The organism is Variovorax beijingensis, assembly GCF_007828835.1.
In the GTDB taxonomy this organism is placed as follows: Bacteria; Pseudomonadota; Gammaproteobacteria; order Burkholderiales; family Burkholderiaceae_C; genus Variovorax; species Variovorax beijingensis_A.
The window spans coordinates 1-21,423 of record NZ_VIVL01000025.1 but is presented as its reverse complement, the minus strand read 5'-3'; the positions used below and the strand labels follow the sequence as shown (position 1 = coordinate 21,423).

At 69.7% G+C, this 21,423-nt stretch carries 17 protein-coding genes and 2 pseudogenes; 9 read left to right on the top strand and 10 right to left on the bottom strand.

Going from position 1 to position 21,423, the window contains the following annotated elements; genetic code table 11:
- The first annotated feature begins 228 nt into the window (after nt 1-228).
- From FB547_RS33465 to FB547_RS32765, 3 genes are all read left to right on the top strand, one after another.
- Nucleotides 229-375 carry a hypothetical protein gene (locus FB547_RS33465; RefSeq protein ID WP_186454328.1) on the top strand — a complete coding sequence of 49 codons (147 nt, stop codon included), beginning with the start codon at nt 229-231 and terminating at the stop codon, nt 373-375.
- Between the two features lie 393 nt (nt 376-768).
- Nucleotides 769-1,098, top strand: a complete 330-nt coding sequence (locus FB547_RS32770; RefSeq protein ID WP_145747752.1) for a helix-turn-helix transcriptional regulator — start codon at nt 769-771, stop codon at nt 1,096-1,098.
- A 7-nt stretch (nt 1,099-1,105) separates the two neighbouring features.
- Nucleotides 1,106-2,452 (top strand): HipA domain-containing protein, encoded by a 1,347-nt coding sequence (locus FB547_RS32765; protein ID WP_145747751.1) that lies wholly within the window; start codon nt 1,106-1,108, stop codon nt 2,450-2,452.
- A 155-nt stretch (nt 2,453-2,607) separates the two neighbouring features.
- Here FB547_RS32765 and FB547_RS32760 read toward each other — a convergent pair.
- Nucleotides 2,608-2,817 (bottom strand): annotated as a pseudogene (locus FB547_RS32760) (leucine zipper domain-containing protein); the annotation flags it as partial.
- A gap of 91 nt (nt 2,818-2,908) precedes the next feature.
- Nucleotides 2,909-4,195, bottom strand: coding sequence for a DUF3422 family protein (locus FB547_RS32755; RefSeq protein WP_186454327.1), 1,287 nt, complete (start codon nt 4,193-4,195; stop codon nt 2,909-2,911).
- Between the two features lie 95 nt (nt 4,196-4,290).
- Here FB547_RS32755 and FB547_RS33460 point away from each other — a divergent pair, with 95 nt between their 5' ends.
- A complete protein-coding gene (locus FB547_RS33460) occupies nt 4,291-4,446 on the top strand; it encodes a hypothetical protein (RefSeq protein WP_186454326.1) in 156 nt (51 codons plus the stop codon).
- A 223-nt stretch (nt 4,447-4,669) separates the two neighbouring features.
- On the opposite strand, the gene FB547_RS32750 is transcribed toward FB547_RS33460, so the two are convergent.
- Together FB547_RS32750 and FB547_RS32745 are read right to left on the bottom strand one after the other, a co-directional pair.
- The gene (locus tag FB547_RS32750; protein WP_145747749.1) at nt 4,670-4,987 is read right to left on the bottom strand and encodes a CcdB family protein; all 318 of its coding nucleotides are present in this window, start codon (nt 4,985-4,987) and stop codon (nt 4,670-4,672) included.
- Nucleotides 4,988-5,002: 15 nt separating this feature from the next.
- Complete coding sequence (locus FB547_RS32745) at nt 5,003-5,272, bottom strand: type II toxin-antitoxin system prevent-host-death family antitoxin (RefSeq protein WP_145747748.1); 270 nt, start codon at nt 5,270-5,272, stop codon at nt 5,003-5,005.
- Nucleotides 5,273-5,667: 395 nt separating this feature from the next.
- On the opposite strand from FB547_RS32745, the gene FB547_RS32740 reads away from it, so the two are divergent.
- Nucleotides 5,668-6,570, top strand: a complete 903-nt coding sequence (locus FB547_RS32740; protein WP_145747747.1) for a beta-1,6-N-acetylglucosaminyltransferase — start codon at nt 5,668-5,670, stop codon at nt 6,568-6,570.
- Nucleotides 6,571-6,692: 122 nt separating this feature from the next.
- Here FB547_RS32740 and FB547_RS32735 read toward each other — a convergent pair whose 3' ends face one another.
- Entirely contained in the window at nt 6,693-7,769 is a 1,077-nt protein-coding gene (locus FB547_RS32735) for a TRAP transporter substrate-binding protein (protein WP_261380481.1), read from the bottom strand.
- A 73-nt stretch (nt 7,770-7,842) separates the two neighbouring features.
- On the opposite strand from FB547_RS32735, the gene FB547_RS32730 reads away from it, so the two are divergent.
- Nucleotides 7,843-8,145, top strand: a complete 303-nt coding sequence (locus tag FB547_RS32730; RefSeq protein WP_145747746.1) for a hypothetical protein — start codon at nt 7,843-7,845, stop codon at nt 8,143-8,145.
- Between the two features lie 8 nt (nt 8,146-8,153).
- Here FB547_RS32730 and FB547_RS32725 read toward each other — a convergent pair whose 3' ends face one another.
- Nucleotides 8,154-9,866, bottom strand: coding sequence for a phospholipase D family protein (locus FB547_RS32725; protein WP_145747745.1), 1,713 nt, complete (start codon nt 9,864-9,866; stop codon nt 8,154-8,156).
- A 208-nt stretch (nt 9,867-10,074) separates the two neighbouring features.
- On the opposite strand from FB547_RS32725, the gene FB547_RS32720 reads away from it, so the two are divergent.
- The 3 genes from FB547_RS32720 to FB547_RS32710 are packed head-to-tail and all read left to right on the top strand — an operon-like array spanning nt 10,075 to nt 18,167.
- A complete protein-coding gene (locus tag FB547_RS32720) occupies nt 10,075-10,758 on the top strand; it encodes a response regulator (protein ID WP_145747744.1) in 684 nt (227 codons plus the stop codon).
- Nucleotides 10,759-10,760: 2 nt separating this feature from the next.
- Entirely contained in the window at nt 10,761-12,530 is a 1,770-nt protein-coding gene (locus FB547_RS32715; RefSeq protein WP_145747743.1) for a hybrid sensor histidine kinase/response regulator, read from the top strand.
- Between the two features lie 30 nt (nt 12,531-12,560).
- Entirely contained in the window at nt 12,561-18,167 is a 5,607-nt protein-coding gene (locus tag FB547_RS32710) for an alkaline phosphatase D family protein (protein WP_145747742.1), read from the top strand.
- A 74-nt stretch (nt 18,168-18,241) separates the two neighbouring features.
- On the opposite strand, the gene FB547_RS32705 is transcribed toward FB547_RS32710, so the two are convergent.
- The 4 genes and pseudogenes from FB547_RS32705 to FB547_RS32690 all read right to left on the bottom strand — a co-directional run.
- On the bottom strand, nt 18,242-18,499 hold the full coding sequence (locus FB547_RS32705; protein ID WP_209537370.1) for a hypothetical protein: 258 nt from the start codon (nt 18,497-18,499) through the stop codon (nt 18,242-18,244).
- A gap of 248 nt (nt 18,500-18,747) precedes the next feature.
- Nucleotides 18,748-19,731, bottom strand: coding sequence for a tripartite tricarboxylate transporter substrate binding protein (locus FB547_RS32700; RefSeq protein ID WP_261380480.1), 984 nt, complete (start codon nt 19,729-19,731; stop codon nt 18,748-18,750).
- 31 nt (nt 19,732-19,762) lie between these two features.
- Nucleotides 19,763-21,223, bottom strand: a complete 1,461-nt coding sequence (locus FB547_RS32695; protein ID WP_145747741.1) for an MmgE/PrpD family protein — start codon at nt 21,221-21,223, stop codon at nt 19,763-19,765.
- Nucleotides 21,220-21,423 (bottom strand): annotated as a pseudogene (locus tag FB547_RS32690) (hypothetical protein); the annotation flags it as partial. The gene FB547_RS32695 and the pseudogene FB547_RS32690, both read right to left, overlap by 4 nt.

Genomic DNA, 21,423 nt, shown 5'->3' with positions numbered 1-21,423 from the left:
AGGTGGGCCTGCTCGACCCGAAGCTGCTGCCGGTGGCGGGCGTGGAGACGGCGCGCAAGCTGCTGGACGAAACGCTGCCGTCGAACACGCTGATGGATAAATCGGAAACCTGAGAAAAAATCCAAATACCCAGGGACGTCCATGTGCACCGGTCTTGGCAGCTGGAAGCGTTTTCAGATGATCTAGGCCAGCGACCATCGTGCCACGCCAGACCTGATCAAGTGCCTGATGTTCGTCAAGATCGAACGTGCCGACGATGCGGCGCGCTTCGCGAACGGGCGTTGGGAAAACCTCCCGCGAATCATGCCGTGGGTGGATCGCATCTGTGACGTGCAGTGGATGCACTGGCTCCACATATGGGAAATGGCGCGGTGACGACACCGAGCATTCCGGTCTGCATCCCACATTGAGCAGTCGGACCTGTTTGTCCTGAAACGTCGCCACGCATGTTGGACATGCGTGGCGGGCGCTTGAAGGCTGCGTCAATGCGGGTCTGCTCCAGAAGCCCCACGGGCTCGTCTCTCAGCCGGCCAATTGCTCCTCGTTGGGGTAAATGGGATTCCAGGCGCCGGCGACCAACTGGTGGAGTTCCAGGGCAGTCTGGCGGTGGAAGTAGGCTTGCGGCTCGCGCGCTAAAGTTGCTAATTTGACTAGAATTCTAGGCATGACGGGTCCAGACGATCCTTTTGAGCTATTGGGACTAGTTTTCTAGACATTTGTCCATCCGTTGCCGGTCTGCTGTCATAGAATCTAGAAATCTAGTCTTTTATGAAACGCGTCAAGTTCATCTCTCCGCCCCCGGACCTGGTCGTGTCGGACAGCAAAGCGTTCGGCGCATCGATCCGTGCGGCACGTTGCGCCGCCAATATGACACTGGCCGACGCCGCGCTGCTGCTTGGGGTCGCGCGGCAGACCCTTGCCAACCTTGAGACTGCCAAGAGCAGCGTCAGCCTGGACACCGCCCTACGCGCTGCCCGGGAGTTCGGCGTGTCCATCCTGGCCGTCCCCGGTGGGCAACGCGAGGGCGTACGCCGCGCCCTAGCCAGCTTGCAGCCGGGCGTTGAGGGCATGCAGGACGGCGTGTCGCCCGGCAGGTGAGCCGAAGATGGTGACCTTGGATGTCTGGGTAGGTCACGACCTTGTCGGCGTCCTGGGACACGACCCGAAGGCCAACCAGTTCAGCTTCGACTACGCGGCCGGCTGGAGGAATGCCGCAGGTCGCTTTCCATTGAGCCCACAGCTTCCACTGCAACGGCCGGCCGGCGAAACCGCCGAACAGCACAGTGCGCAGGTCCGGCAATTTTTCGAAAACCTGTTGCCCGAAGGCGAGGCACTAGACCACGCCGCGCAGTCGGCGGGCACCACGCGTTCGAATCTGGTGGGCCTGCTGATCGCCCTCGGCAAAGAAACCGCGGGCGCATTGCGCGTCACGCTCACGGATGACACGGCGGCCGCGCCTGCCGCCGCTGGCGCCGATCAGCTCCGCGAGATCACGCCCGCCCAGCTCTCCGAACGAATTCGCGAGCGTGGGAACCTCCCTTTTTCTGTCTGGGATGGCAAGGTGCGCCTGTCCATCGCGGGGTACCAGGACAAGATCGCGGTCTACGAGCGGGAAGGCCGGTGGTACTTGGTCGAGGGCGGCCGGCTGGCCTCTACCGAAATCGTGAAACCGGTGCCGGTGCGGCCACAGCTGGCCAGTCTGCCGGCGAATGAGCACATGTGCATGCAGCTTGCGCGACGCGTCGGACTCGAAGTGGCGCCGACGCGGCTGGTACATGTGCCGGAACCGGTACTGTTGGTGCGCCGGTTCGACCGTGTCGAGGCACCGGATGGTGTCCGGCGCCTGCATATCGTCGACGGCTGCCAGGCCCTGGGCCTGTCGGTGGCTATGAAGTACGAGCGCGCCTACGGCGATGGCGCGGAAGTCGCCCACCTCCGCGAGGGTGTGAGCTTTCCAAAACTCTTTTCGCTGGTCGACCAGAGCCCGCTGCCGGCGGTAGACCGGCTCGGCTTGCTGCGCTGGGCGATCTTCCAGGTGCTGATCGGCAATACGGATGCCCATGGCAAGAACGTGTCGTTCTTCTGCGATGAGCGCGGTCTCCGGCTCGCACCGGCGTACGACCTTGTCTGCATGGAAGCTCTCGATGCCGGCTTCGGAGGCGCGTACGCGATGGCGTACGGCGACGCATTCTCGGAGCACGAGTTGAGCCCCTACGAGTGGGGCCACTTCGCATACCAGTGCAAATTGCCGTTCCGTCTGGTGGCTAACGAACTCGACACACTCGCTGGCAAGGTGCTTGCCGCGATGGATGCGCTGGTGGCAGACAGCCTCCAGCAAGACGTCCCGGCCGCTGTCGCGCAGCGCTTCAAGGAAGTGGTTCTGGGCATCTGCGATCGCCAGCGGGTGCATACCAAACAGATCTCCAGGGCCAAGCGCGCCGACTACGAGTGAGCTTGGGGCGACATCGTGAGTCGCAGTACATGTCAAACGCAAACACCGCTGGAGCTGCCATGATGGAGAGCGCAGAGACGAACTGATCAAGCCCAAGGTGCAATGAAGAAGAAATCCAAGAAGGTCGACGATGAGCAAGGCCTTGCCTGCATCGATGCCCTGGGCGAGCGCATGGGTCCGGAGGACACATCGGCCAAGGCGGCTTCTCCGCCTGCCAGGTAGCGACCGAGCCACTTCCTGGCCGCGGGCGCGGTGACGCCGTGCACGGCTGCGGCTCGCACGGCATCCAGGCCTTCCAGAGTCGTCTGTTTGACCATCTCGATTCGGCGGGCAAAGGAAAGTCGGGCATGCTTATGGGTGTTCATGCGGTTGGGCGTCCCGAGTGGATTGGGCGTTGGCGACGTCCAGTCTCTCAAACCCAATCCGGATGAACACCGGATACAACCTATTGGAGCTTCACACCTGGCTGTCCGTCGACCGGTGCAGATGCCGGCGCAACCGGCGCACGTTGAGCAGGACGAGCAGTGCGATCACCGGCACGGCCACCAGCGTCACCGCGGTTTCGTGCCAGCCCATGGCCTTGGCCAAGGGCTTGAGCAGGTAATTGCTGAGGCCGACGCCGTAGTAGGTCATGGCGATCACCGACAGGCCCTCGACGGTCTCCTGCAGGCGCAATTGCAGGCCCTGGCGCCGGTCGAGGGAGCTGAGCAGCGCCTGGTTCTGGCGTTCGCGTTCGACTTCGGAGCGCGTCTGCAGCAGCTGCGCGGCCCGGGCGATCCGCTCGGACAGCTGGGCCTGCCGCGCCGCCGTGGCTGCGCAGCTGTCCATCGCCGGACGAAACCGGCGCTCCAGGAATTCCGACAGCGGCTGCAGGCCGGGCACCAGAATCTCGCGCAGATCGAGCAGCCGCTGGTTCACGATGCCGCTGTAGGCGCGGGTGGCGGCAAAGCGCGCGCTGTTCTCGGCCATCGCATGCTCGACCTGGGCCGCGAGCGTGACGAGTTCGTGCAGCAGCACTTCGTCGCTGTCCGTCGCATCGTGGAAGCGGGCCATCAGCGACGCGAGCTGGGTTTCTTCCGCCGCGAGCTGGCCCATGCGGCGCGACGCCAGCGGCAGGCTCCGCAGGGCCATCATCCGGTAGGTGTCGACCTCGATCAGGCGCTGGACCGTGCGGCCCGCGCGCCGCCGGTTCATGGCGTGGTCGAACACCAGGAAGCGCGTCACGCCGGCTTTGGTGCGAAGGTCCGACACCACGGTGGCCGCGCCTTCGGCCACCCGGTTGCCCACCAGCAGATCGCTGCCGAAAAGCGGCGCCACCACGCGCGCATGGGGCGGATCGCCGGGGCAGGGGAGCACGGCCAGCTGCGTTGCGGAAATCATGCGGCCGGGCAGCGAGGCTAGCCAATCGTGCGGCAGGGCGTCGAGCCAGCCGGTGTCGAAGGCGTGGTCCATGGCGAGTTCGGCAAGGTCGGTGAACACGGTGAAGGTGTGGAATTCCGTGTGGCGCTCCCAGCGCACGCGCAACGCGCCGCAGCGCACCTGGCACTGCGTGGCCGCACCCGCTCCGGAGGCCTCGCCGCCCAGCCGCGCCAGATGCGCGATGCAAAGCGCATCGTCGTCCGGGCCTTCGCGCAGCGTGGCAATGGCCAACGCGGCACCCGGCGTAGAAAGCGGCTCGAAGGGGCGCGCGTGGATTTCGTCGGCCAGCTGCTGGCGTCCTTCGACTTCTGTCGGCAGTTTCATCTTGAGTTCCGGCAAGTGCATTGTTTCCTGGATGCGTCCGAGGTCGAGCCCCGTTGCGCATGGATCGGGATTTGGCCACATGGACCAGGAATGGCATGAACGCGGAAGTGCGCGCGGGGGCTGCGAGTCGGGAAATTTGCGCGCTTGATCATGAGCAAGACGGGGCGGCCGAGCGGAAGAGATTGACGAAACCAGATGAAGAAATCTTCGTGCATTGCCATGGGCGCTCGACATTCCTGCGCCGTGAGTGACACCCGTGCGTGCCTTCGACGATGGCAGGCTGGTCAAGCGCTGGTGGAAAGGCACCGCGATCAATCCTTACCCGGGGTTGCGTCGGGTGCCTTAGCCCCAGATCCTTTTCACCCAAGCTCTTGAACCATCGGGCCGATGCATCGCCCCTGAACCGGTCGGCGGTATGCAAGGGCTGCTTGCGGAAGAAGGAGCTCGGGCAGCCAGTGCCGAGCCCCGTCGACCTTACACGCCGCTGATCACGGCGTCCAAGGCTGCGACGAGTTCACTTGCCTGCGACCGCAGGTTGCCTCGCGCGATGCCGAGATCTTTGGCACGAAACGCCGCGGCCATATGCGGCATCGCGACCAAGGCGTGGCCTTCCCACTGCACTGACGGACATAGCGCACGAGGCAAGGCGGCCGGCCTATGCTTGCGGGACGCAAGCGGAACCATCAAACGTGTGGGCAATGCCGAGAGAAGATCGCTTTGGATGTCGACCATCCAAGGAATGTCCGGACGTTGCAGCTTTGAGGGATTAGGGTAGACGTCGAATTGGGCCACTTCCGAGCGCCGCTTTCACCAGGGCCTGAACTCTTCGCCAAAAACCCCGACCCGCTCGACCAGATCGTTTTGCTCGGCGATCCATTCCTTGTACGTCTCGTTGAACTCCCTCTTGCGCTGAGCCATCGATTTTCTCTGCTCCAGTGCTTCCAGTTCGGCAAAACGCGCTGCCGAGACGATCACACCTGCCACGCGATCATTCTTCATGATGTGAACAGGCTCGCGTTCGGCTTGGCCGAGGTAGTAGCCGAATCGATTCTTGGCTTCCGTGGCAGTGATCTGCATGGGGAATTCTCTGAGAGTCCTCGATATGGTTAGCCATTTTAGCTATTTAGCCCGTGTGCTTCAACCACGAAAGGGCGTAGTTGTCCCGCGTGCAACGGCTGCGCAATGTTGGCGGCATTCCGCCGTTGCGGATTCGCTAGAGGCCGTCTGTACCGAGATATGCGCTTATCCGAACCCCCATTTCCGTCGCTCCAATGATGTACCGGGCATGACGCAAGCCCAGCGTGGGTGCCGCGGGCGTGACGTCAGGTCGAGAGGGCCGGCCCACCTGGGTACCCACCCCAATGGGGCAATCGCACGTGCCTGTCGTACGATCTGGACCGCTGCGGCCTCGAAAGCACTCTCCAGAACCCTCTGCCAGGCACGCAGCAGCCGATGAGACGCACCATCGTGACATGAGCCCGGTATTCCTGTTGCTTGTACATGCGGACCCCCAACAGGCGAAGCGCTTGCTGCGGCGCCTCGTTCCAGTCGGCCGTTGCATCGTCCATGTCGATGCCAAGGTCGAGCCTGCCGCGTTCCGGATCGACGATCCGCGCGTAATTTTCGTGAAGGATCGTGTCGACGTGCACTGGGGCGCCATCTCCCAGGTCGAAGCCACGCTGAGGCTCATGCGCACCGCGCTCGCGGAATGCGAGGTGTCGCAGGTGAGCCACTTCGTGCTGCTCTCGGGAAACTGCTATCCACTGCGTCCGCCGGAGGAATTCCGGGCCTATTCGAAGTCGCATGCCGGCACGAACTTCATCAAGCTGATTCCGCTGGCAAGCATGCGCAAACAGCACGAGCGAGTCCGCCACTTCTGGTTCTACCAGGACCTTCCGGTCGATGGACGGAAATACACCCTCGTACGGCTGTCACGCGGTCTTCTGCAATTCGTCGGCAAGCTCGGGCGGCGTTCATTCCCGCTCTTTTCGCAGTGGCACTTCGGTTCCCAATGGTGGGCGCTGACCCCTGAAGCGGTGAGCTACCTCGTGTCGTATCCGCATGAAGCGTCGGTGAAGCGTTTTCTTCGGTTCTCCAAGGCGCCCGACGAAATCTACTTTCATACCCTGCTTGCAAATTCCCCGCTGCAGCACACCGTGGAGCCCGTCAGCGGCAGCGGCGTCTGGGACGCGGCGAACCTGCACCTGATCGATCCCTCGCTGTCGCGCTGGTTTCATACATCGGACTACGAGGAGGTCGTCGCATCGGGCAAATGGTTCGTGCGCAAGGTCGGCAGCGGCATTTCGAGCGACCTGTGCGACCGGCTGGACGGCCACGGCCACCTCGCCGCGGAGACCGCCAAGAAAGGCGCCTAGCGGCGCTGCGAACCCGGCCTCGATCGATCCGGCGGCCGGAAGCATCGAGTCTTGCCGGACCGCTTCCGGAGCGGCGGCGCGAACGGGCAACTGCACCCGTCGCCCGGCGGACCGGCGGTCCCTCACCGGCCCGAGAACCGCCTCAGGATCTCGTCGGCGTCCGGCCCCACCTGCTCCTGCCATTGCCTGATGGCGCCGGCCGATGCCGCCTTCAGCGCACCGGTGACGGCCGGCGGCACATTCGTCTCGATCACCACGCCGTTGCTGCGCATGACCCTGTAGTTGTCCTCCAGGCGGCTGCGGATGCGCTGCCACTGCGCCGCCTCGGTCTCGGCGGCCGCCTGGTCGACGGCCGTTCTGGCGGCGTCGTCGAGGCTTTCATAGGCCGCCAGGTTGATTGTGGCGATCGAGATCGGCATGGCGTAGTTGATCTCGGTGAAAGCCGGCAGGTATTGCCAGAGCTTGCGGCCGGCACCGCCGTCGCCGGAGGACAGGACCGCGTCGACGTCGCCGGCGGCGATGCGCGCCACCGCATCGGTGAACGAGATGTTGAAGGCCTGGGCGCCCGCCGCCGCCAGGGTTGCCTGCGACATGTCGTCGTAGGTGCGGATGCGAAGGGCCCGCAGGCCATCGGGCGATGTCACCGGCTTCCTCGACCAGATGCCGGACGCGGGCCAGGGCGTCGTGTACAGCAGCCTTTGTCCATGCGCCTGGAGAAACCGTTCGTAAGCCGGGCGTGCCGCCTTGAGAAGCGCTTCTGCGCGTGGCAGCGAATCGGCCAGGAAGGGCAGCGACGACACCGCGAACAGCGGGTACCGGTTCGCCACGCCGCCGGCAAAGGCGTCGCCCGCGTCGATCCTGCGCGCCTCGACGGCATCCACCATGTCCGCTGACTTGAACCCGGCGGCGGCGTCGAAGCTGGCTTCGAACACCAGGCGGCCCTCGGTCTTCTGCGCGACCTGCTGCACGAAATGCGAGACGCCGAGGCCGGGCATCGAGGTGGCCGGATACTCCGTGGCGATGCGCAGCGTCGTCGTCGCCGGCTGCGCGGCGGCGGTGACTGCCAGCAGCGCGGCAACAAGGCCCAGGAGAATGGATTTCGTCGCCGAGGGACGAGGAAGCGCGAATCGGGGCATGGCCGTTTTTCTTCCGCGGGTGGAGAGGGTGGAGATGATGCCAGCGCGGCCGGAATGCCTCATGGGCGCCGCGCGGTCCTGCCGGGCCCGCGGGGCGAAAGGCAGAATGCGGGCCCGTACCCCAGGAGAATCCACCATGAGATTGCTGAAGCTGCTCCGCACTGTGCTGCGTGTCCTGTGGTGGGCCCTGGCGGCGGCGATCCCCGTCGTGCAATACCGCTTCCATGACAGCTACCGCCGCGCCATCGGATGCCCCGCATCGGGGGATTGCTACGTGCCGGGCGCCGAGCTCCTGCTCGACATGCAGCTTCTCGCTGCCGGTTCGGCCGTCGTGCTGTGGCCGCTCTGCGCGTGGTACGCCATCGTCAAGCCCTGGCGTGCGCGCCGAGCGTCGCCCGGGGAGGCCGGCGGGCCGTTGCGCCGCCCGCTGCGCGGCTGAGGCCTGCGTCACAGCAGGTCCTCGTCCACCACCAGCGACAGCAGCGACCAGCGCAGCCGCTGCGCCCAGTTCGATTCCGGCTCCCGGTGCAGCACCCAGTGGCGCCCGTCGCGCTGGAAGCTCCATTGCAGGCCGCCGTGCCGCGGCAGCTCGCTCACGGTGAAGCTCGCGGGCATGCGCACCCGCCGGATCAGTTCCGCGAGTTCGCCGGCCAGCGCGGTGCTGTCGACGATCAGGCCGAGTTCGGTGTTGCAGTGCGCCGAGCGCCGGTCCATGTTCATCGATCCCACGTAGAACCAGCGCCGGTCGACCACCGCCAGCTTGGCGTGCAGGCGGCCGAGCGAGCCGCGGCTGCCTTCGTTCTCGCTCCAGCCCGGATGCGGCTCGCCGGCCGGCATCAGCTCATGCAGCGTGGCACCCATCTGCAGGAGGGTGCTGCGGTAGCGCGCATAGCCGTAGTGCACCAGCGGCTCGTCGGTGGTGGCGAGCGAATTGGTCATCACCGACACGCTCGCGCCCTCGCGGCTCGCATGGGACAGCGCCTCGATCATGCGCGGCACCGGAACGAAATAGGGCGAGACGACCAGCACCTCGGAGCGCGCGGTCCGGAACAGGTCGAGGTTGGCGGCCATGACCGCACCCTCGCGGGCCCGCGGCCGCGCGGCTTCCTCGCCACCGCCGCCGGCGTCGCCTGCAAGGGCGTCCGGTGCCACCGCGTCCGCGACGACGCGCACCTTCGCGGGCACCAGCTCGACCCGGCCCTGCGCCAGCTGCGGGCCGACGGGGCCGCGCCCCAGTGCATCGCGCTCGCCGGCCGCGGGCGCGAGGTGCCCCGGCTCGCGCACCCGCGCGGCGAAGCGTTCGCGCGCCGCCACCGGCAGCGGCCCGCCGGCCGCCGCGACGGCCTCGAAGGGATAGGACAGCGGCCCGTTCCAGAAGGCATCGAAGCTCGCCGACAACGCGCGCACCGCCGGCCCGGCCAGCAGCGCGTCCATGTCGATGAAGTTCGCCGGCTTGCTGCGCCCGAAGTACTCGTCGGCGATGTTGCGCCCGCCGGTGATCGCGAAGCTGTTGTCGGCGATGAAGAGCTTGTTGTGCATGCGCCGGTTCACGCGGCCGATCTCGTGCAGCGACAGCAGCACGCGCGTGCGCAGGCCGCCGCTGCGCACCGGCAGCGGGTTGAAGACGCGCACCTCCACGTTGGCGTGCGCGGCCAGCCCGGCGAGCATCTGGTCGTCTCCGCCCGTGTACAGGTCGTCGACCAGCAGGCGCACGCGCACGCCGCGCTGCGCCGCGTCGCGCAGCGCGCGCAGGAATTGCCGCCCCGAGGTGTCGTCCGCCACCACGTAGTACTGCGCATCGACGGTGTGCCGTGCGGCCTGCGCGAGCGCGATGCGCGCCTCGAAGGCCTGGTCGCCGCCCGGCAGCAGGCGCACGCCGGAGAGCTCGGCCGCCTCGGGCGCCGCTTCGTCCCAAGCGGGCAGCGACGCGGCGGCAATGCGCGCGAGCGCACTGTCCCCCAGGTCGGTGCGCGCGTGCGACTCGACCCGGTGCACCTCGCCGGGCAGGGCGGCGCAGCCCGCCAGCAGCGAGACCGCGATCATGGCCGCGGCGCACAGCGCGCGGGCGAGGCCCTCGTGGTACAGCGCGAGGATGCAGAACCGGCACGCAAGGGGTTCCCATGCGGCACGCAGCGCGGCAAGAGGCTTGGGGGTGTTCATGGCGGACCTCGGTGCATCGGATGCGAAGTGGCGATCGATGCAGCCAGTCTTCCGCGCAGTGCCCGCCGCAACAATTGAGCGCTGCGCCTAGTCCCCGCCGCGGCCATCCGACTAGGCCTTTGGTGTAGGTGCGGGCACTCGCTTATTGAGGGCCTTTGCGCTAACCTGCATTCAGGACGGGGAGGGCCACCGTGGACGAGAGGCCCGTATGAAGGTTCTGCTGGTCGATGACCATGAGATCGTCTGGAACGGCACCCGCCTCCTGCTGGAGCGCATGGCCGCCGAGATCGAACCCGGCCGTCCCTTCCACTTCGAAGCCGTGCGGGACGCCGAGCAGGCCTGCCAGCTGGACCCCGCCGGCGTCGACCTGCTGCTGCTCGACTACCACCTGCCCCAGCTCTCCGGGGTGGCCGCGCTCAAGGCCGTGAAGGCGCACTTCGAGGCCACGCCCGTGTGCATGCAGTCGGCGGAAAGCTCGCCGCAGCGCGTGCGCGAGATCATCGAGGCCGGCGCCGCCGGCTTCATTCCCAAGTCGTACCGGCTCGAGGACATGGAGGCGGCCCTGCGCGTGGTGCTGCGCCACCGCATCTACCTGCCGGCCGAGTTCGTGCTGGCCGACGACGTGACCCGCGCGCGCGAGCCCGACGAGCTGCCGCGCGAGGACCTTGCCGGCTTCCTGCGCGTCGAGCTGTCGCCGCGCCAGCGCCAGGTGCTGGCGCTCGCGATGCGCGGCATGCCGGTCAAGCTGATCGCGCGCCAGCTGCTGATTGCCGAGGGCACCGTGAAGGTGCACCTGTCGATGGTCTACCGGGCGCTTGGCGCGCGCAACCGCACCGATGCCCTGTGCCGCGTCTTCGACGCGCAGGCGGCGTGGGCGCTCGAGGCGACCTGAGCATGCCGGCCGCGCGCGACGAGCTGGACGAACGGCGCCTGCAGGTGGTCGCCGAGCAGGCCGTGGGCTTGCGCTGGCAGATCCTGCTCACCGCCGTCGTCGTCGCGGCCATCGTCTGGCGCGACGTTCCGGCGCCCTGGGTGCTCGGCTGGTTCGCGGCGGTGATCGCCAGCCGCGAGTGGCGCGCCGCCGCGCTCGCGCGCATGGCCGCCGACCGCGCCCGCCCGATCGCCGCGCGGCTGCGCGCCACCGTGGGCTGGAACGTGCTGATCGGCGCCTGCAACGGCTCCGCGGCGCTGTTCATGGCCCGGCTCGACCCGACGCTGGATGCGGTCCTCACGATGATCCTGGTGTCCTGGGGCGCGGGCGCCGTGTCCACCAGCGCGACCGTGATGCCCGCCTTCCTGGCCTACGCCGGCCTGCTCTTCGTGCCCACGGCGGCCATGTGGCTCGCGGCCGGCGGCTGGCTCGGCTGGGGCGTGGGTGCGCTGGTGCTGATGTTCTTCGGCGTGCAGGCGCGCTTTGCGCGGCGCAACCTGCAGACCTTCGAGGAGTCGTTCGGCATCCGCGCCGAGAACCAGGCCCTGGCCACCTCGCTGGAGTTCGAGCGCGCGCAGCTGGCCATCGCGCGCGACCAGGCGGTGCGCGCCAACAACGACAAGAGCCGCTTCCTGGCCGGCGCCAGCCACGACCTGCGCCAGCCCCTGCAGGCGATGGCGCTCAACGTGGGGGCGCTGCGGCACGTGCCGATGGCGCCCGATGCACGCGCGATCGTCGAGGTGGTCGACAGCAGCCTGGAGCAGCTGCGCGCCATGCTCGACGCCCTGCTCGACGTCTCCAAGCTCGACGCCGGCGTGGTGGTGGCGCAGCCGCAGCGCGTGCGGATCGACCGGCTGCTGACTGCCGTGATGGCCAGCTTCGGCGCCGCGGCGGCGGCGCGCCGGGTGGCCCTGCACACCGCCTGCCCGCCCGGCCTGGAGGTGCACACCGACCCCGACCTGCTGCGCCGCATGCTGGCCAACCTGGTGGACAACGCGATCAAGTTCTCGCCCGCGGGCGGGCAGGTCGAGGTGCGGGTGGGCGCGCGCGAGGCACCGGACGCCTCGAAGGACGAGGTCGAGCTGACGGTGCGGGACAGCGGCCCCGGCATCGCCCCCGAGAACCACCGGCTCGTGTTCGAGGACCTGGTCCGGCTCCCGGCGCCGGGCCCCGGCGCCGCGGGGCATGGCCTGGGCCTGGGCATCGTGCGGCGGATGGCCGAACTGCTGGGCGTGCCGGTCGAGCTCGAGTCCAGCCTCGGCGCGGGCGCCTGCTTCCGCCTGCGGCTGCCGCGCGCCGCGCCCGTGGGCGGCGACAGCCCCGGGGGCGACGGCGCCGGCACGCCGTGGAGCCTGGCGGGGCGCTGCGTGCTGGTGATCGAGGACGACCCGATGGTGCGCGGCGCCTACCTCAACGCGCTCGGCGCGATGGGCTGCCGCGTGCTGTCCGCCGCCACGCTCGACGAGGCGCTCGCGCAGATCGGCGAGCCCGATGCGGTGGTGGTCGACTGCCGGCTCGGCGGCGGCGTCTCGGGCTTCGATGCCGCCGAGCGCCTGCGCGCCCGGCGCCGCGCACAGCCGGCCGGGCCTGCGCTGCCGATCGTCATGGTCACGGCCGACACCGACCCGGCGGTGGTCGAGGCGGCGCGGCGGCAGGCGCTGCCGCTGCTGCGCAAGCCCGTCGACGAACGCGGGCTCGGCCGCGCGCTGGCCGCGGCCATCGAAGGTTCCTGAACCTGCCATCCATCCCGCGAGGAGCCGAACATGAACGACGGCCGCCACCCTTCCGACCCTGCCCCCGGCGACCGCCAGCTCTCGGAGGGCGCCGAGGTGCTGGTGCGCGAGATCCTCGCCGCGCCGCCCGATGCGCTGCACTGCGAGGTGCTGGTCATCGGCAGCGGCTACGGCGGCGCCGTGGCGGCGGCACGGCTGGCGGGCGCGCTGCCGCTGGACGCGGCACCCGGCATCGCGGCGGGCGCGACACCCGTCAAGGTCTACCTGCTGGAGCGCGGCAGCGAATACCTGCCGGGCGAGTTTCCGGCCAGCTTCGCCGAGCTGCCGGGGCACGTGCGCTTCAGCATGCAGGACGGCAGGCCCGCGCGCGGCAATGCCTCGGGGCTGTTCGACCTGCGCCTGGGCGGCGACGTGAACGCGCTGCTCGGCAACGGGCTGGGCGGCGGGTCGCTCATCAATGCGGCGGTGATGGAGCGTGCCACGCCCGATGCCTTCGGGGGCGGCGCCTGGCCCGCGGGGCTCGACCTGGCCGCGCTGGAAGAAGGCTATGGCAAGGCCGAGGCCATGCTGGCGCCGGAGCAGATTCCCGAAAGCGTCTCGAAGCTCGACTCCCTGCTCAAAGCCGGCGCGCGGCTGCATGCGGCGTCGCGCGGCAAGGCCCATGTCGCGATCGCCTTCGCCGACGGCACGCGCACGCCGGCCCAGGTGGCGATGCACCGCTGCCTGCGCTGCGGCGACTGCGTGAGCGGCTGCAACCACCGCGCCAAGAAATCGCTGGACACCAACTACCTGGCGCTGGCCCATGCGCGCGGCGCGCGCCTGTTCACCGGCGGCACCGCGCACCGCATCGCGGCCCTGCCGGGCGGGGCCGGCTACACGGTCGAATTCTTCTTCACCGACCGGCGCAAGGCGCGCAGCGACAACGCCCGGCCCTACGTGGTGCGCGCGCGGCGGGTGGTGGTGGCCGCCGGCACGCTGGGCTCCGCCGAGCTGCTGCTGCGCTCCAGGGCCGCGGGCCTGCCCGTCTCGCAGGCGCTGGGTGCGGGCTTCTCGGCCAATGGCGACATGATCGCGGCCGTGGCCGGACAGCGCGACGAAGCGCTGTCCAGCGCGCCCGAAGGCGATGCGCCGGCGCAGCGCGGCATCGGGCCGACCATCACCGGGCTGCTGCGCACCTGCGCGGCGCCGGGCGAACGGCCGCTGGTGATCGAGGAGTTCGCCATTCCCGCGCCGCTGCGCCGCCTGCTGGCCGAGGTGGTGACCACCACCGACGCCCTGCAGGCGCTCGCGCAGACGGACCTCGACCTGCATGCACCGGACGAGGCGCGCGATCCGCTGGCCGTGGACGACGACATGCTGCGGCACACGCCGGTCTACGGAATGATGGGCGACGACGGCGCCGCCGGCACCCTCTGCCTGGTCGGCCAAGGCAGCGGCGACGCGGTGCTGGCCGATGCGCAGGTGCGCGTCGCGTGGGCCAAGGCGGCGGCCCTGCCGGTGTTCGCGGCACAGATGCGTGCGCTGCATGCGGCCCACGACGGCGCGGGCGGGCTCGGCGGGCGCGTGCTGCCCAACCCGCTGTGGCATCCGCTCCCGCCGTTCAGCAGCCTCGAGTCCCTGCTGCCTCCGTCGGGCCCGGTGCTGACGGTGCATCCGCTCGGCGGCTGCCGCATGGCCGACGGGCGCGAGCGCGGCGTGGTCGACGGCTGGGGCCGCGTCCACCATGGCGCGGCTGCCGGGCTGCTGCCCGGCCTCGCGGTGCTCGACGGCTCGATCGTACCGGTGTCGCTGGGCATCAACCCCTCGCTCACCATCGCGGCACTGGCCGAGCGCGCGGTACCGATGCTGGCCGCGGACTGGGGCCTGGCGCTGGCCGGATCGCCGCCGCCTCCGGCCTCGGAGCGCCCGCTGCGGCGCGACCTGACACATCCCCGCGCGCCGGCGCCCACGCGCGTCTCGATGCGGGAACGGATGACGGGCCGCGTGCACATCGAGGGGCAGGCCTTCGCGCTGAGCGCCGAGGTGGAATTCGAGCCCGTCGACGTGCCGGCCCTGCGCGCGACGCCGCGCGCGCTGGCCCAGCCGGCGGTGGTCCTGCGCTTCGGCACGGGCAAGGATGCGCCGACGGCGCGTTGCACCGGCACCGCATCGATGCTGGTGCGCGAGAAGAGCGACAGCATCGAGCGCATCCAGCGCAGCCATCGGCTGGCGCGCAAGAAGCTGCTGGCGCTGGCCGAGGTGCTGCTGTCCGCGCGCACCGCCATGGCGGGCCCGGACGGCGACGGCGGCAACGGCGGCAACGGCCAGCGCGAGGAAAGCGGCGCCTTCGAAGGCGCCGCCATGGCCGACCTGATGGCGCTGTGCTCCCACCTGGGGCAGGTGCGCCTCATCGTGTACGACTGGACGGTGGAGCGGGCCGAAGCCGGCGCGCCGCTGAAGCAGGGCGACCGGCTGCGGCTCACCAAGCGCATCGCCTTCGTCGAGGGCGGCAACCCGTGGCGGCAACTCAGCGAGGGCGAACTGCAGCGCGTCGGCTCCGAGGGTTCGACGCCGCTGGGCCGCATGGTGCTGGACCCTTCCTACTTCGTCGAGCAGCTGCAGCCGCTGCTGCGCGTCGAGCACCAGCAGGACATGCCGAACCAGCTCGGCGACCTCGCCGAACTGGCGCTGTGGGTGCTGCGCATCGTGCTGCAGGTCCACCTGCTGCATTTCGTGCCGCCGCCCGACTCGCCGCAGCGCATCTGGGAGCGCCTGCCCGGCGAGGTGCACGGCGTGCGTCCCGAGCCGGTCGAGCTCGCCGCCGCCGCGAACGGCCCGGGCCGTGCACCGCCGCGACTGCTGTCGCGCTACCGTCCGCCGGTGCGCCGCGCGGGCACGCGGCCCGTGATGCTGATCCACGGCTATGGCGCGAGCGGCTCCACCTTCGCGCACAAGAGCATTCCCGGCAACCTGGTGCACAGCCTGCTCGCGGCCGGGCGCGAGGTCTGGGTGCTCGACCTGCGCACCAGCATCGGCTTTGCGGACCGGCTGCGGCCCTACTGGTCGTTCGACGAGGTGGCCGAGACCGACATCCCCGACGCCCTGCGCACCGTGCAGGCGGCGCATGCCGCGCCCGGCGACCCGGCACCCGTGCAGGTCGACGTGGTGGCGCACTGCATCGGCGCCGCCATGTTCAGCGTGGCGGTGCTGCGGCTGCCCGAGCTGCATGCGTCGATCGGCGCGGTGGTGCTGTCGCAGGTGGGGCCGCTGCTGCGCGCCACCGCCTTCAACCGCTTCCGCGGCTACGTGGCGGGCTACCTGCAGCAGTACCTCGGCACCGACGAGTTCGACACGCGCCCCGCGCTCACGCCCATGAAGCGCCTGCTCGTCGATGGCCTGCTGGCAACCTTTCCCTATCCCGACGACGATGGCGAGGCCGAGCGCCTGCGCCAGGCGCCGGGCTTCGCGGCCGTGCGGCACCGGGCCGACGCCATCTTCGGCCAGACCATGCGGCTGCACAACATCGGCAAGGACACGCTCGATGCGCTCGATTCGATCTACGGCTTCGTGAAAGTGCGCGGCCTCGCCCAGGTCGGCTGCTACGCCCGCGAAGAGGTGCTGACCGATGCCGGCGGGCAGGGCCATGCGGTCGGCTTCGAGCAGCTCGGCCAGCGCTTCGGCTTCCCGGTGCTCATGCTGCACGGGCAGCGCAACGCGGTGTTCGACTGGCGCGGCTCGTACGAGAGCTTCTGGCTGCTGAAGCGCGTGTTCGGCAAGGACGAAGGCCTGCCGCGCGAGCCGCCGCAGCTGCCGGACCCGTCGGACGCTTCGAAGCCTTCCGCGGGCGACCTGTTCCTCGGCGAAGGCACCCCGCACCAGCTGCTGGTGCTCGGCGCCTACGGCCACCAGGACACGCTGATCGGCGAGAAGGCCTGCATCGACGTGTTCCCGCACATCGTGCGCTTCCTCGAGGCCTTCGACACCAAGCCCGGCCCCGGCGAGCCGGTGCCGCCCGACTGGCGGGCCAGCCTGCCGTGGACCGGACCATGGCTCGGCCATGCGAGCCGCTCGGCGGGCAACGCGGGCCGGCTGCATTGCCGGCTGGCGCTGCGCCCGCCGCCCGCGCACGTGTCGGCGCGCGCCGCGGTCTTCGTGCCGGCGCGGCGCCGCGACGGGCGCTGGTGCTTCGACTTCGAAGGCATGGTGGCGATGGAGACCACGCGCGAGAAGCTCCTGCAGGAGGCGGTGGAGATCGACCTGTTCGACGACCGGCTCGCCGAGTACCAGGGCTTCGCGGTGCTGACGGCGCACGACGACCTGCCCATGGCGCGCGGCCCGATCGAGGTGCTGGGCCGGCGGCTGGCGGCCGGGCTGTTCGCGCAGCCGCAGGACGAGCCCATCGGCCCGATCCGCGAGCAGGTGATGCGAACGCTGGAGGCCGCCGCCGACGCGCAGCGCGAGCGCGCCGTGGTGCGCCTCGACCCCGCATGGACCGGCGCCGTGCAGCGCGAGGGCGAGCCCGCGCAGGCCTCGCTGTGCTTCGCGCTCGCCAGTTGCCAGTACCTGCCGGGCCTGGTCGACCGGCTGCCCGCCCAGGCCTCGTACCGGCGGCTCGCGCAGCGGCTCGAGCAGCTCGCGCCGCCGCACAAGCCGCAGTTGCTGGTGCTGGCCGGCGACCAGGTGTATGTCGACCAGACCGCGGGCCTTTTCGTGCCGGCGGGCGGCGACGACGTCGGCCAGGCCTATGCGCTCACCTTCAGGCTGGAGGCGCTGCGCCAGGTGATGGCCTCGCTGCCGACCTATCCGCTGCTCGACGATCACGAGGTGATGGACGACTGGGAGCCGGAGCCCGGCCTCGATGGCACGCCGGCCGTGCGCGCCGCGCTCGACGGCTACGCCGCGCAGCAGCACAAGGTGGTGCGCGGCAGCGGTCCGCATCGCGACCCGCGTCCCTTCGACTACCGCGTGGCGCCGGCCGGCTTTCCGTTCTACATGCTCGACACGCGCAGCACGCGCCAGCGCCGCGCGCTGCGCCCGGACGCGCAGGCCGCGCCGCTGGAGCAGGCGTCGATCCGCGCCGAGGCCGGGCTGGGCGACCTGAGGAAGTGGCTGGAGGCCGCACCCGCCGCATTGCCCAAGTTCATCGTGTCGCCGGTGGCGCTGTTCCCGATGCCGCGCGCGGCCGTCTTCGGCGACCCGGCGCAACGCCTGGGGCTGGACGACTGGAGCGGATACCCGGCCTCGCAGCGCGCGCTGCTCGAACTGCTGCGCGACACCGCCGCGCGCCATGTGGTGGTGCTGTCGGGCGACCGCCACATGTCGAGCGTGTCCAGCCTCTGGCTGCAGGCGGCGGACGGGCCGGTCGAGGTGATCTCGGTCGTGTCCTCGGGGCTGTATGCGCCCTGGACCTTCGTCAATGCGCGGCCCGATGCGTTCTGGCTCGACGGCCGGGTCGAGCTCGGTCCCGAGCCCGGTGCCTTCGGTGCCACCATGGTCACCGCGGCCGTGGGCACCGGCAACGGCTTTGCCGTGGTACGGGTGGAGCGCGGCGAAGCCGGCCATTGGCGCATCGGCGTCACGCTCGACCTGGACGATGGACTCACGCAATGCCATCGCGAGCTCGATCCGGCCGGCGGCCGCGGCTGGACGGTGGTGTAGCGAGGGGGATCGGGCCGGCGAATCCGGCGCTGGACCAGGCACTCGGCGCCGCATCGGCGCCGTGAGCATTCCCCTCAACGCGCGGGTTCGGGCGATTGCGGACTTTCCGGCGTGCCTGCATGCTGCGCGCCGCTTCTGCGGCGGCGACCGAACAGCAGGGCCGCGAGCGGGATCGTGGTCAACACGCCCACGGCCACCAGCGTCCATCCGATGTTCTTGCGTTGCTCCGGGCTGAGCTTGTCGGAAAGCAGCAGGCCCACTCCCGCTCCCAAGGCGCCGCGGGTCCCGGCCAACAAGGCGAGCTCGGGCAAATGAACTTCAGTTGTGAACACGGCAGAACTCCTTTCGTGCGAGGGAGCCGTCTTTCAGTATGCGCTGGGGCTGCCGGTCTTGTCCACGCCAGCGCTGCGGTGCTTCTGTTGAAGCCGCCGCACCCCGGAGGCCATCGGCTGCATCGTCGAGCGCAAGGACTTCGGCGCTGGCGGCGCCTGAGCCTTCCGGCGCTGTCGAGCCAGGACGGCGCGGCCAAGGCCGACGGCTGGTCGGTGTTGTGGCGCGGAGTCCACGAGGGCCGCCCTGCTCAATCGAGCGACATCCTGGCGTCGGCCACGATCTTGCCGAGGCGCTGTTTCTCTCTGGCGACCCGCTGTGCGAACTCGGCCCGCGTGCCGCCACCCACTTGCGAGCCATTGGCCGCGAACTGCGCCCGCATCGCGTCGTCGGTCTTGAAGGCCAGGTCCACCGCTTGCGCGATGCGGTCCATCACCTCCGGGGGCGTGCCCCTGGGCACGAACAGGCCGCCCCAGTGCTGCATCTGGATGGTCGGGAAGCCTTGTTCCGTGGTGGTCGGCACCTCCGGCAGCACCGCCGTGCGCTGGGCGGCGGTGACCGCCACAGCGCGCAGCTTGCCGCCCTTGACGTAGCCCATCACGCCGATAGGCGCTTCCGAGGCCAGGTCGATCTGGCCGCCGATGATCGCGTTGACGGTCTCCGAGCCGCTCTTGTAGTGAACGATCGTGACCGGCACGCCAAGCGCAGCGCCGAGCATCTCGGCCACGAAATGGCCTGTGCTGCCGGCGCCGGCGGTGCCGAAGAAGATCGCGCCTTTGCGCTTGCCGTAGGCCTGCAGCTCCTTCAGGTCGCGGAAACCGGCGGTGGCCGCCGCGACCAGCACCGACGGCGCGGTGTTGCCCTCGACCACCGGCAGCAGGTCGCTGTCGGCATAGGGCATCTTCGTGCGCAGCAGCGCGTTGGCCACTGCACCGTTGCCGGCGATCAGCAGCGTGTAGCCATCCGGCGCACTCTTGGCAACGAAGTCGCAGCCGATGATGCCGCCGGCGCCCGGCTTGTTGTCGACGATCACGCTCTGGTTCAGCTGCTTGCCCAGGCCCTGTGCGAGCAGGCGCGCGGTGATGTCGCCCGGGCCGCCGGCGGAAAACGGCAGCACCAGGCGGATCGGCTTCTCAGGCCAGGCGCCCTGCGCACGCGCGGACGTGTGGACGGCCGCGGCGACGAGGCCGGCCCCTCCGGCCAGCAGCAGGGTGCGGCGGTGCAACATGCTCATGGTGTGTTCCTCTTTTCCCAATTGCGAAAGTTCATCCGAAGGCCGCCGCCACCGGTGGCGCCAGCAGCGCCAGCAACTCGCGCACGTCGGCGACGTCTTCGATGCCCAGCGTCATCCCCTCGATCGCCTTCTGCCGCGAGGCGTCGACCAGACCGTCGGTGAGCGCGCGGTATTTGGCCAACACCTCGGCAGCAGGCAACGGCGACTGGATGCCGCGCGATGCCCCGCGATCGACCTCGATGCGCTGGCCGTCGCCGAAGGTGACGGCCACGCGCACCCGAAAGCGCTTCTTGATGTCGCCGCCGATCGTGTCGAAGGCTGGCTCGTGCCGCACCTCGACCTTGCGCAGCAGTTCCCACACGTCGTCCGAGTCGATGCGCGCTGGCGTGAACTGCTGGACCATCGCAGCGCCGTCGATCGCCGCGACCGCCAGCGCATAGCCGATGTTCATCTGCGCGCCGATCGGCGTCAGGGGCCGCTCCGGCACCCACCAGCCGTGGTGGTACGCCGCGTGTGGCACGTCGCACTCGATGCGCGTGATCTCGCCGGGTACCAGCTTGCGCTGGGCATCGACGTCGAACAGGGCGTCCAGCGGCGAATGGATGGCCCCCATAGCGGCATAGGGCTTGAGCACGATGCGCTCGACCTCCCAGCGCTCGCCCAGGCCGTCGGTGATCTGCGATGCATCCGGCGCGTGGCCTTCGCCGAAGGTCGACAGGAAGCCGCCGTACTCGCGCTCGAACACGCGCTTGATGCCGGTGTAGCCGCCCTCGGCCAGCACCGCCGCGTACATGCCGTTGCGCGCCGAGAAGCCGTGGTGCATGCGCTTGCACATGGCCTCGTACTGCGCCGCCATCAGGCCTGCAGACTGCGTGCCGGCCAAGCCCAGCGCATCTTCGAAGCGGGCGGCGTCCAGGCCCAGCAGCCTGCCCACGGCGGCGGCCGCGGCGTGGGTGCCGAACACCGCGCCCGAATGCCATCCGCGCGACAGCATCTGCACCCCGTGCAGCGCCATGCCGACGCGAGGGCCGACTTCGAAGCCGGCCATCGCCGCCTCGAGGAACCGCCTGCCGCTGACCGGCACTTCGCTGCCCTCGGCCACGGCCCATAGGGCCGGCAGCACGATCGATGCGCTGTGCAGCGGGCCGAGCGGATGAAAGTCGTCGAGCTCGAAGCCCTGGATGAAAGTGCCGTTGAGCAGCGCCGCACCGGGCGCGCTCGTCTTCGCGCCCCAGCCGACGATGGTGCGGGCGCCGGCGCCTTCGAATTTGCGCACGATGCCGACGGCGGTGCGCGACCACGGCAGCTGCGCGCCGACGATGGCGCAGCCGATGCCGTCCAGCACAAGCAACCGTGCGCGCTCGCGTGCGGATCCGGGCGCATCGTCCAGCCTGAAGTCGGCCAGCCAATCGCAGAGCCGGCCGGTCGGGCCGGAGGGCTCGGTCGCCGTGGCAGAGGAAATGGGGGTGGGGGTGGAACGCGACTGGCTCATTCGTTGTCCTTTTCGATGGTCGCTGCCGTCGGCAGCACGTAGTCCTTCAACTGTTCGCGCAGCCTGGTCTTGAGGATCTTGCCGGTGGCACCGATCGGAATCGCTTCGACGAACACCACGTCGTCGGGGATCTGCCACTTGGCCGTCTTGCCCTCGTAGAACTTCAGCAGCTCCTCGCGCGCGACTTCCGCATTGGGCTT

What these genes read in the sequence shown, in the direction of transcription:
- FB547_RS32765 (WP_145747751.1), top strand. Translation starts at nt 1,106, where the DNA reads ATGGTGACCTTGGATGTCTGGGTAGGTCACGACCTTGTCGGCGTCCTG.
- FB547_RS32695 (WP_145747741.1), bottom strand. Translation starts at nt 21,223, where the DNA reads ATGAGCCAGTCGCGTTCCACCCCCACCCCCATTTCCTCTGCCACGGCG.
- FB547_RS33465 (WP_186454328.1), top strand. Translation starts at nt 229, where the DNA reads ATGTTCGTCAAGATCGAACGTGCCGACGATGCGGCGCGCTTCGCGAAC.
- FB547_RS32770 (WP_145747752.1), top strand. Translation starts at nt 769, where the DNA reads ATGAAACGCGTCAAGTTCATCTCTCCGCCCCCGGACCTGGTCGTGTCG.
- FB547_RS32745 (WP_145747748.1), bottom strand. Translation starts at nt 5,272, where the DNA reads ATGCAGATCACTGCCACGGAAGCCAAGAATCGATTCGGCTACTACCTC.
- FB547_RS32735 (WP_261380481.1), bottom strand. Translation starts at nt 7,769, where the DNA reads ATGAGGCATTCCGGCCGCGCTGGCATCATCTCCACCCTCTCCACCCGC.
- FB547_RS32730 (WP_145747746.1), top strand. Translation starts at nt 7,843, where the DNA reads ATGAGATTGCTGAAGCTGCTCCGCACTGTGCTGCGTGTCCTGTGGTGG.
- FB547_RS32755 (WP_186454327.1), bottom strand. Translation starts at nt 4,195, where the DNA reads ATGAAACTGCCGACAGAAGTCGAAGGACGCCAGCAGCTGGCCGACGAA.
- FB547_RS32700 (WP_261380480.1), bottom strand. Translation starts at nt 19,731, where the DNA reads ATGAGCATGTTGCACCGCCGCACCCTGCTGCTGGCCGGAGGGGCCGGC.
- FB547_RS32710 (WP_145747742.1), top strand. Translation starts at nt 12,561, where the DNA reads ATGAACGACGGCCGCCACCCTTCCGACCCTGCCCCCGGCGACCGCCAG.
- FB547_RS33460 (WP_186454326.1), top strand. Translation starts at nt 4,291, where the DNA reads ATGAACGCGGAAGTGCGCGCGGGGGCTGCGAGTCGGGAAATTTGCGCG.
- FB547_RS32720 (WP_145747744.1), top strand. Translation starts at nt 10,075, where the DNA reads ATGAAGGTTCTGCTGGTCGATGACCATGAGATCGTCTGGAACGGCACC.
- FB547_RS32740 (WP_145747747.1), top strand. Translation starts at nt 5,668, where the DNA reads ATGAGCCCGGTATTCCTGTTGCTTGTACATGCGGACCCCCAACAGGCG.
- FB547_RS32715 (WP_145747743.1), top strand. Translation starts at nt 10,761, where the DNA reads ATGCCGGCCGCGCGCGACGAGCTGGACGAACGGCGCCTGCAGGTGGTC.
- FB547_RS32725 (WP_145747745.1), bottom strand. Translation starts at nt 9,866, where the DNA reads ATGAACACCCCCAAGCCTCTTGCCGCGCTGCGTGCCGCATGGGAACCC.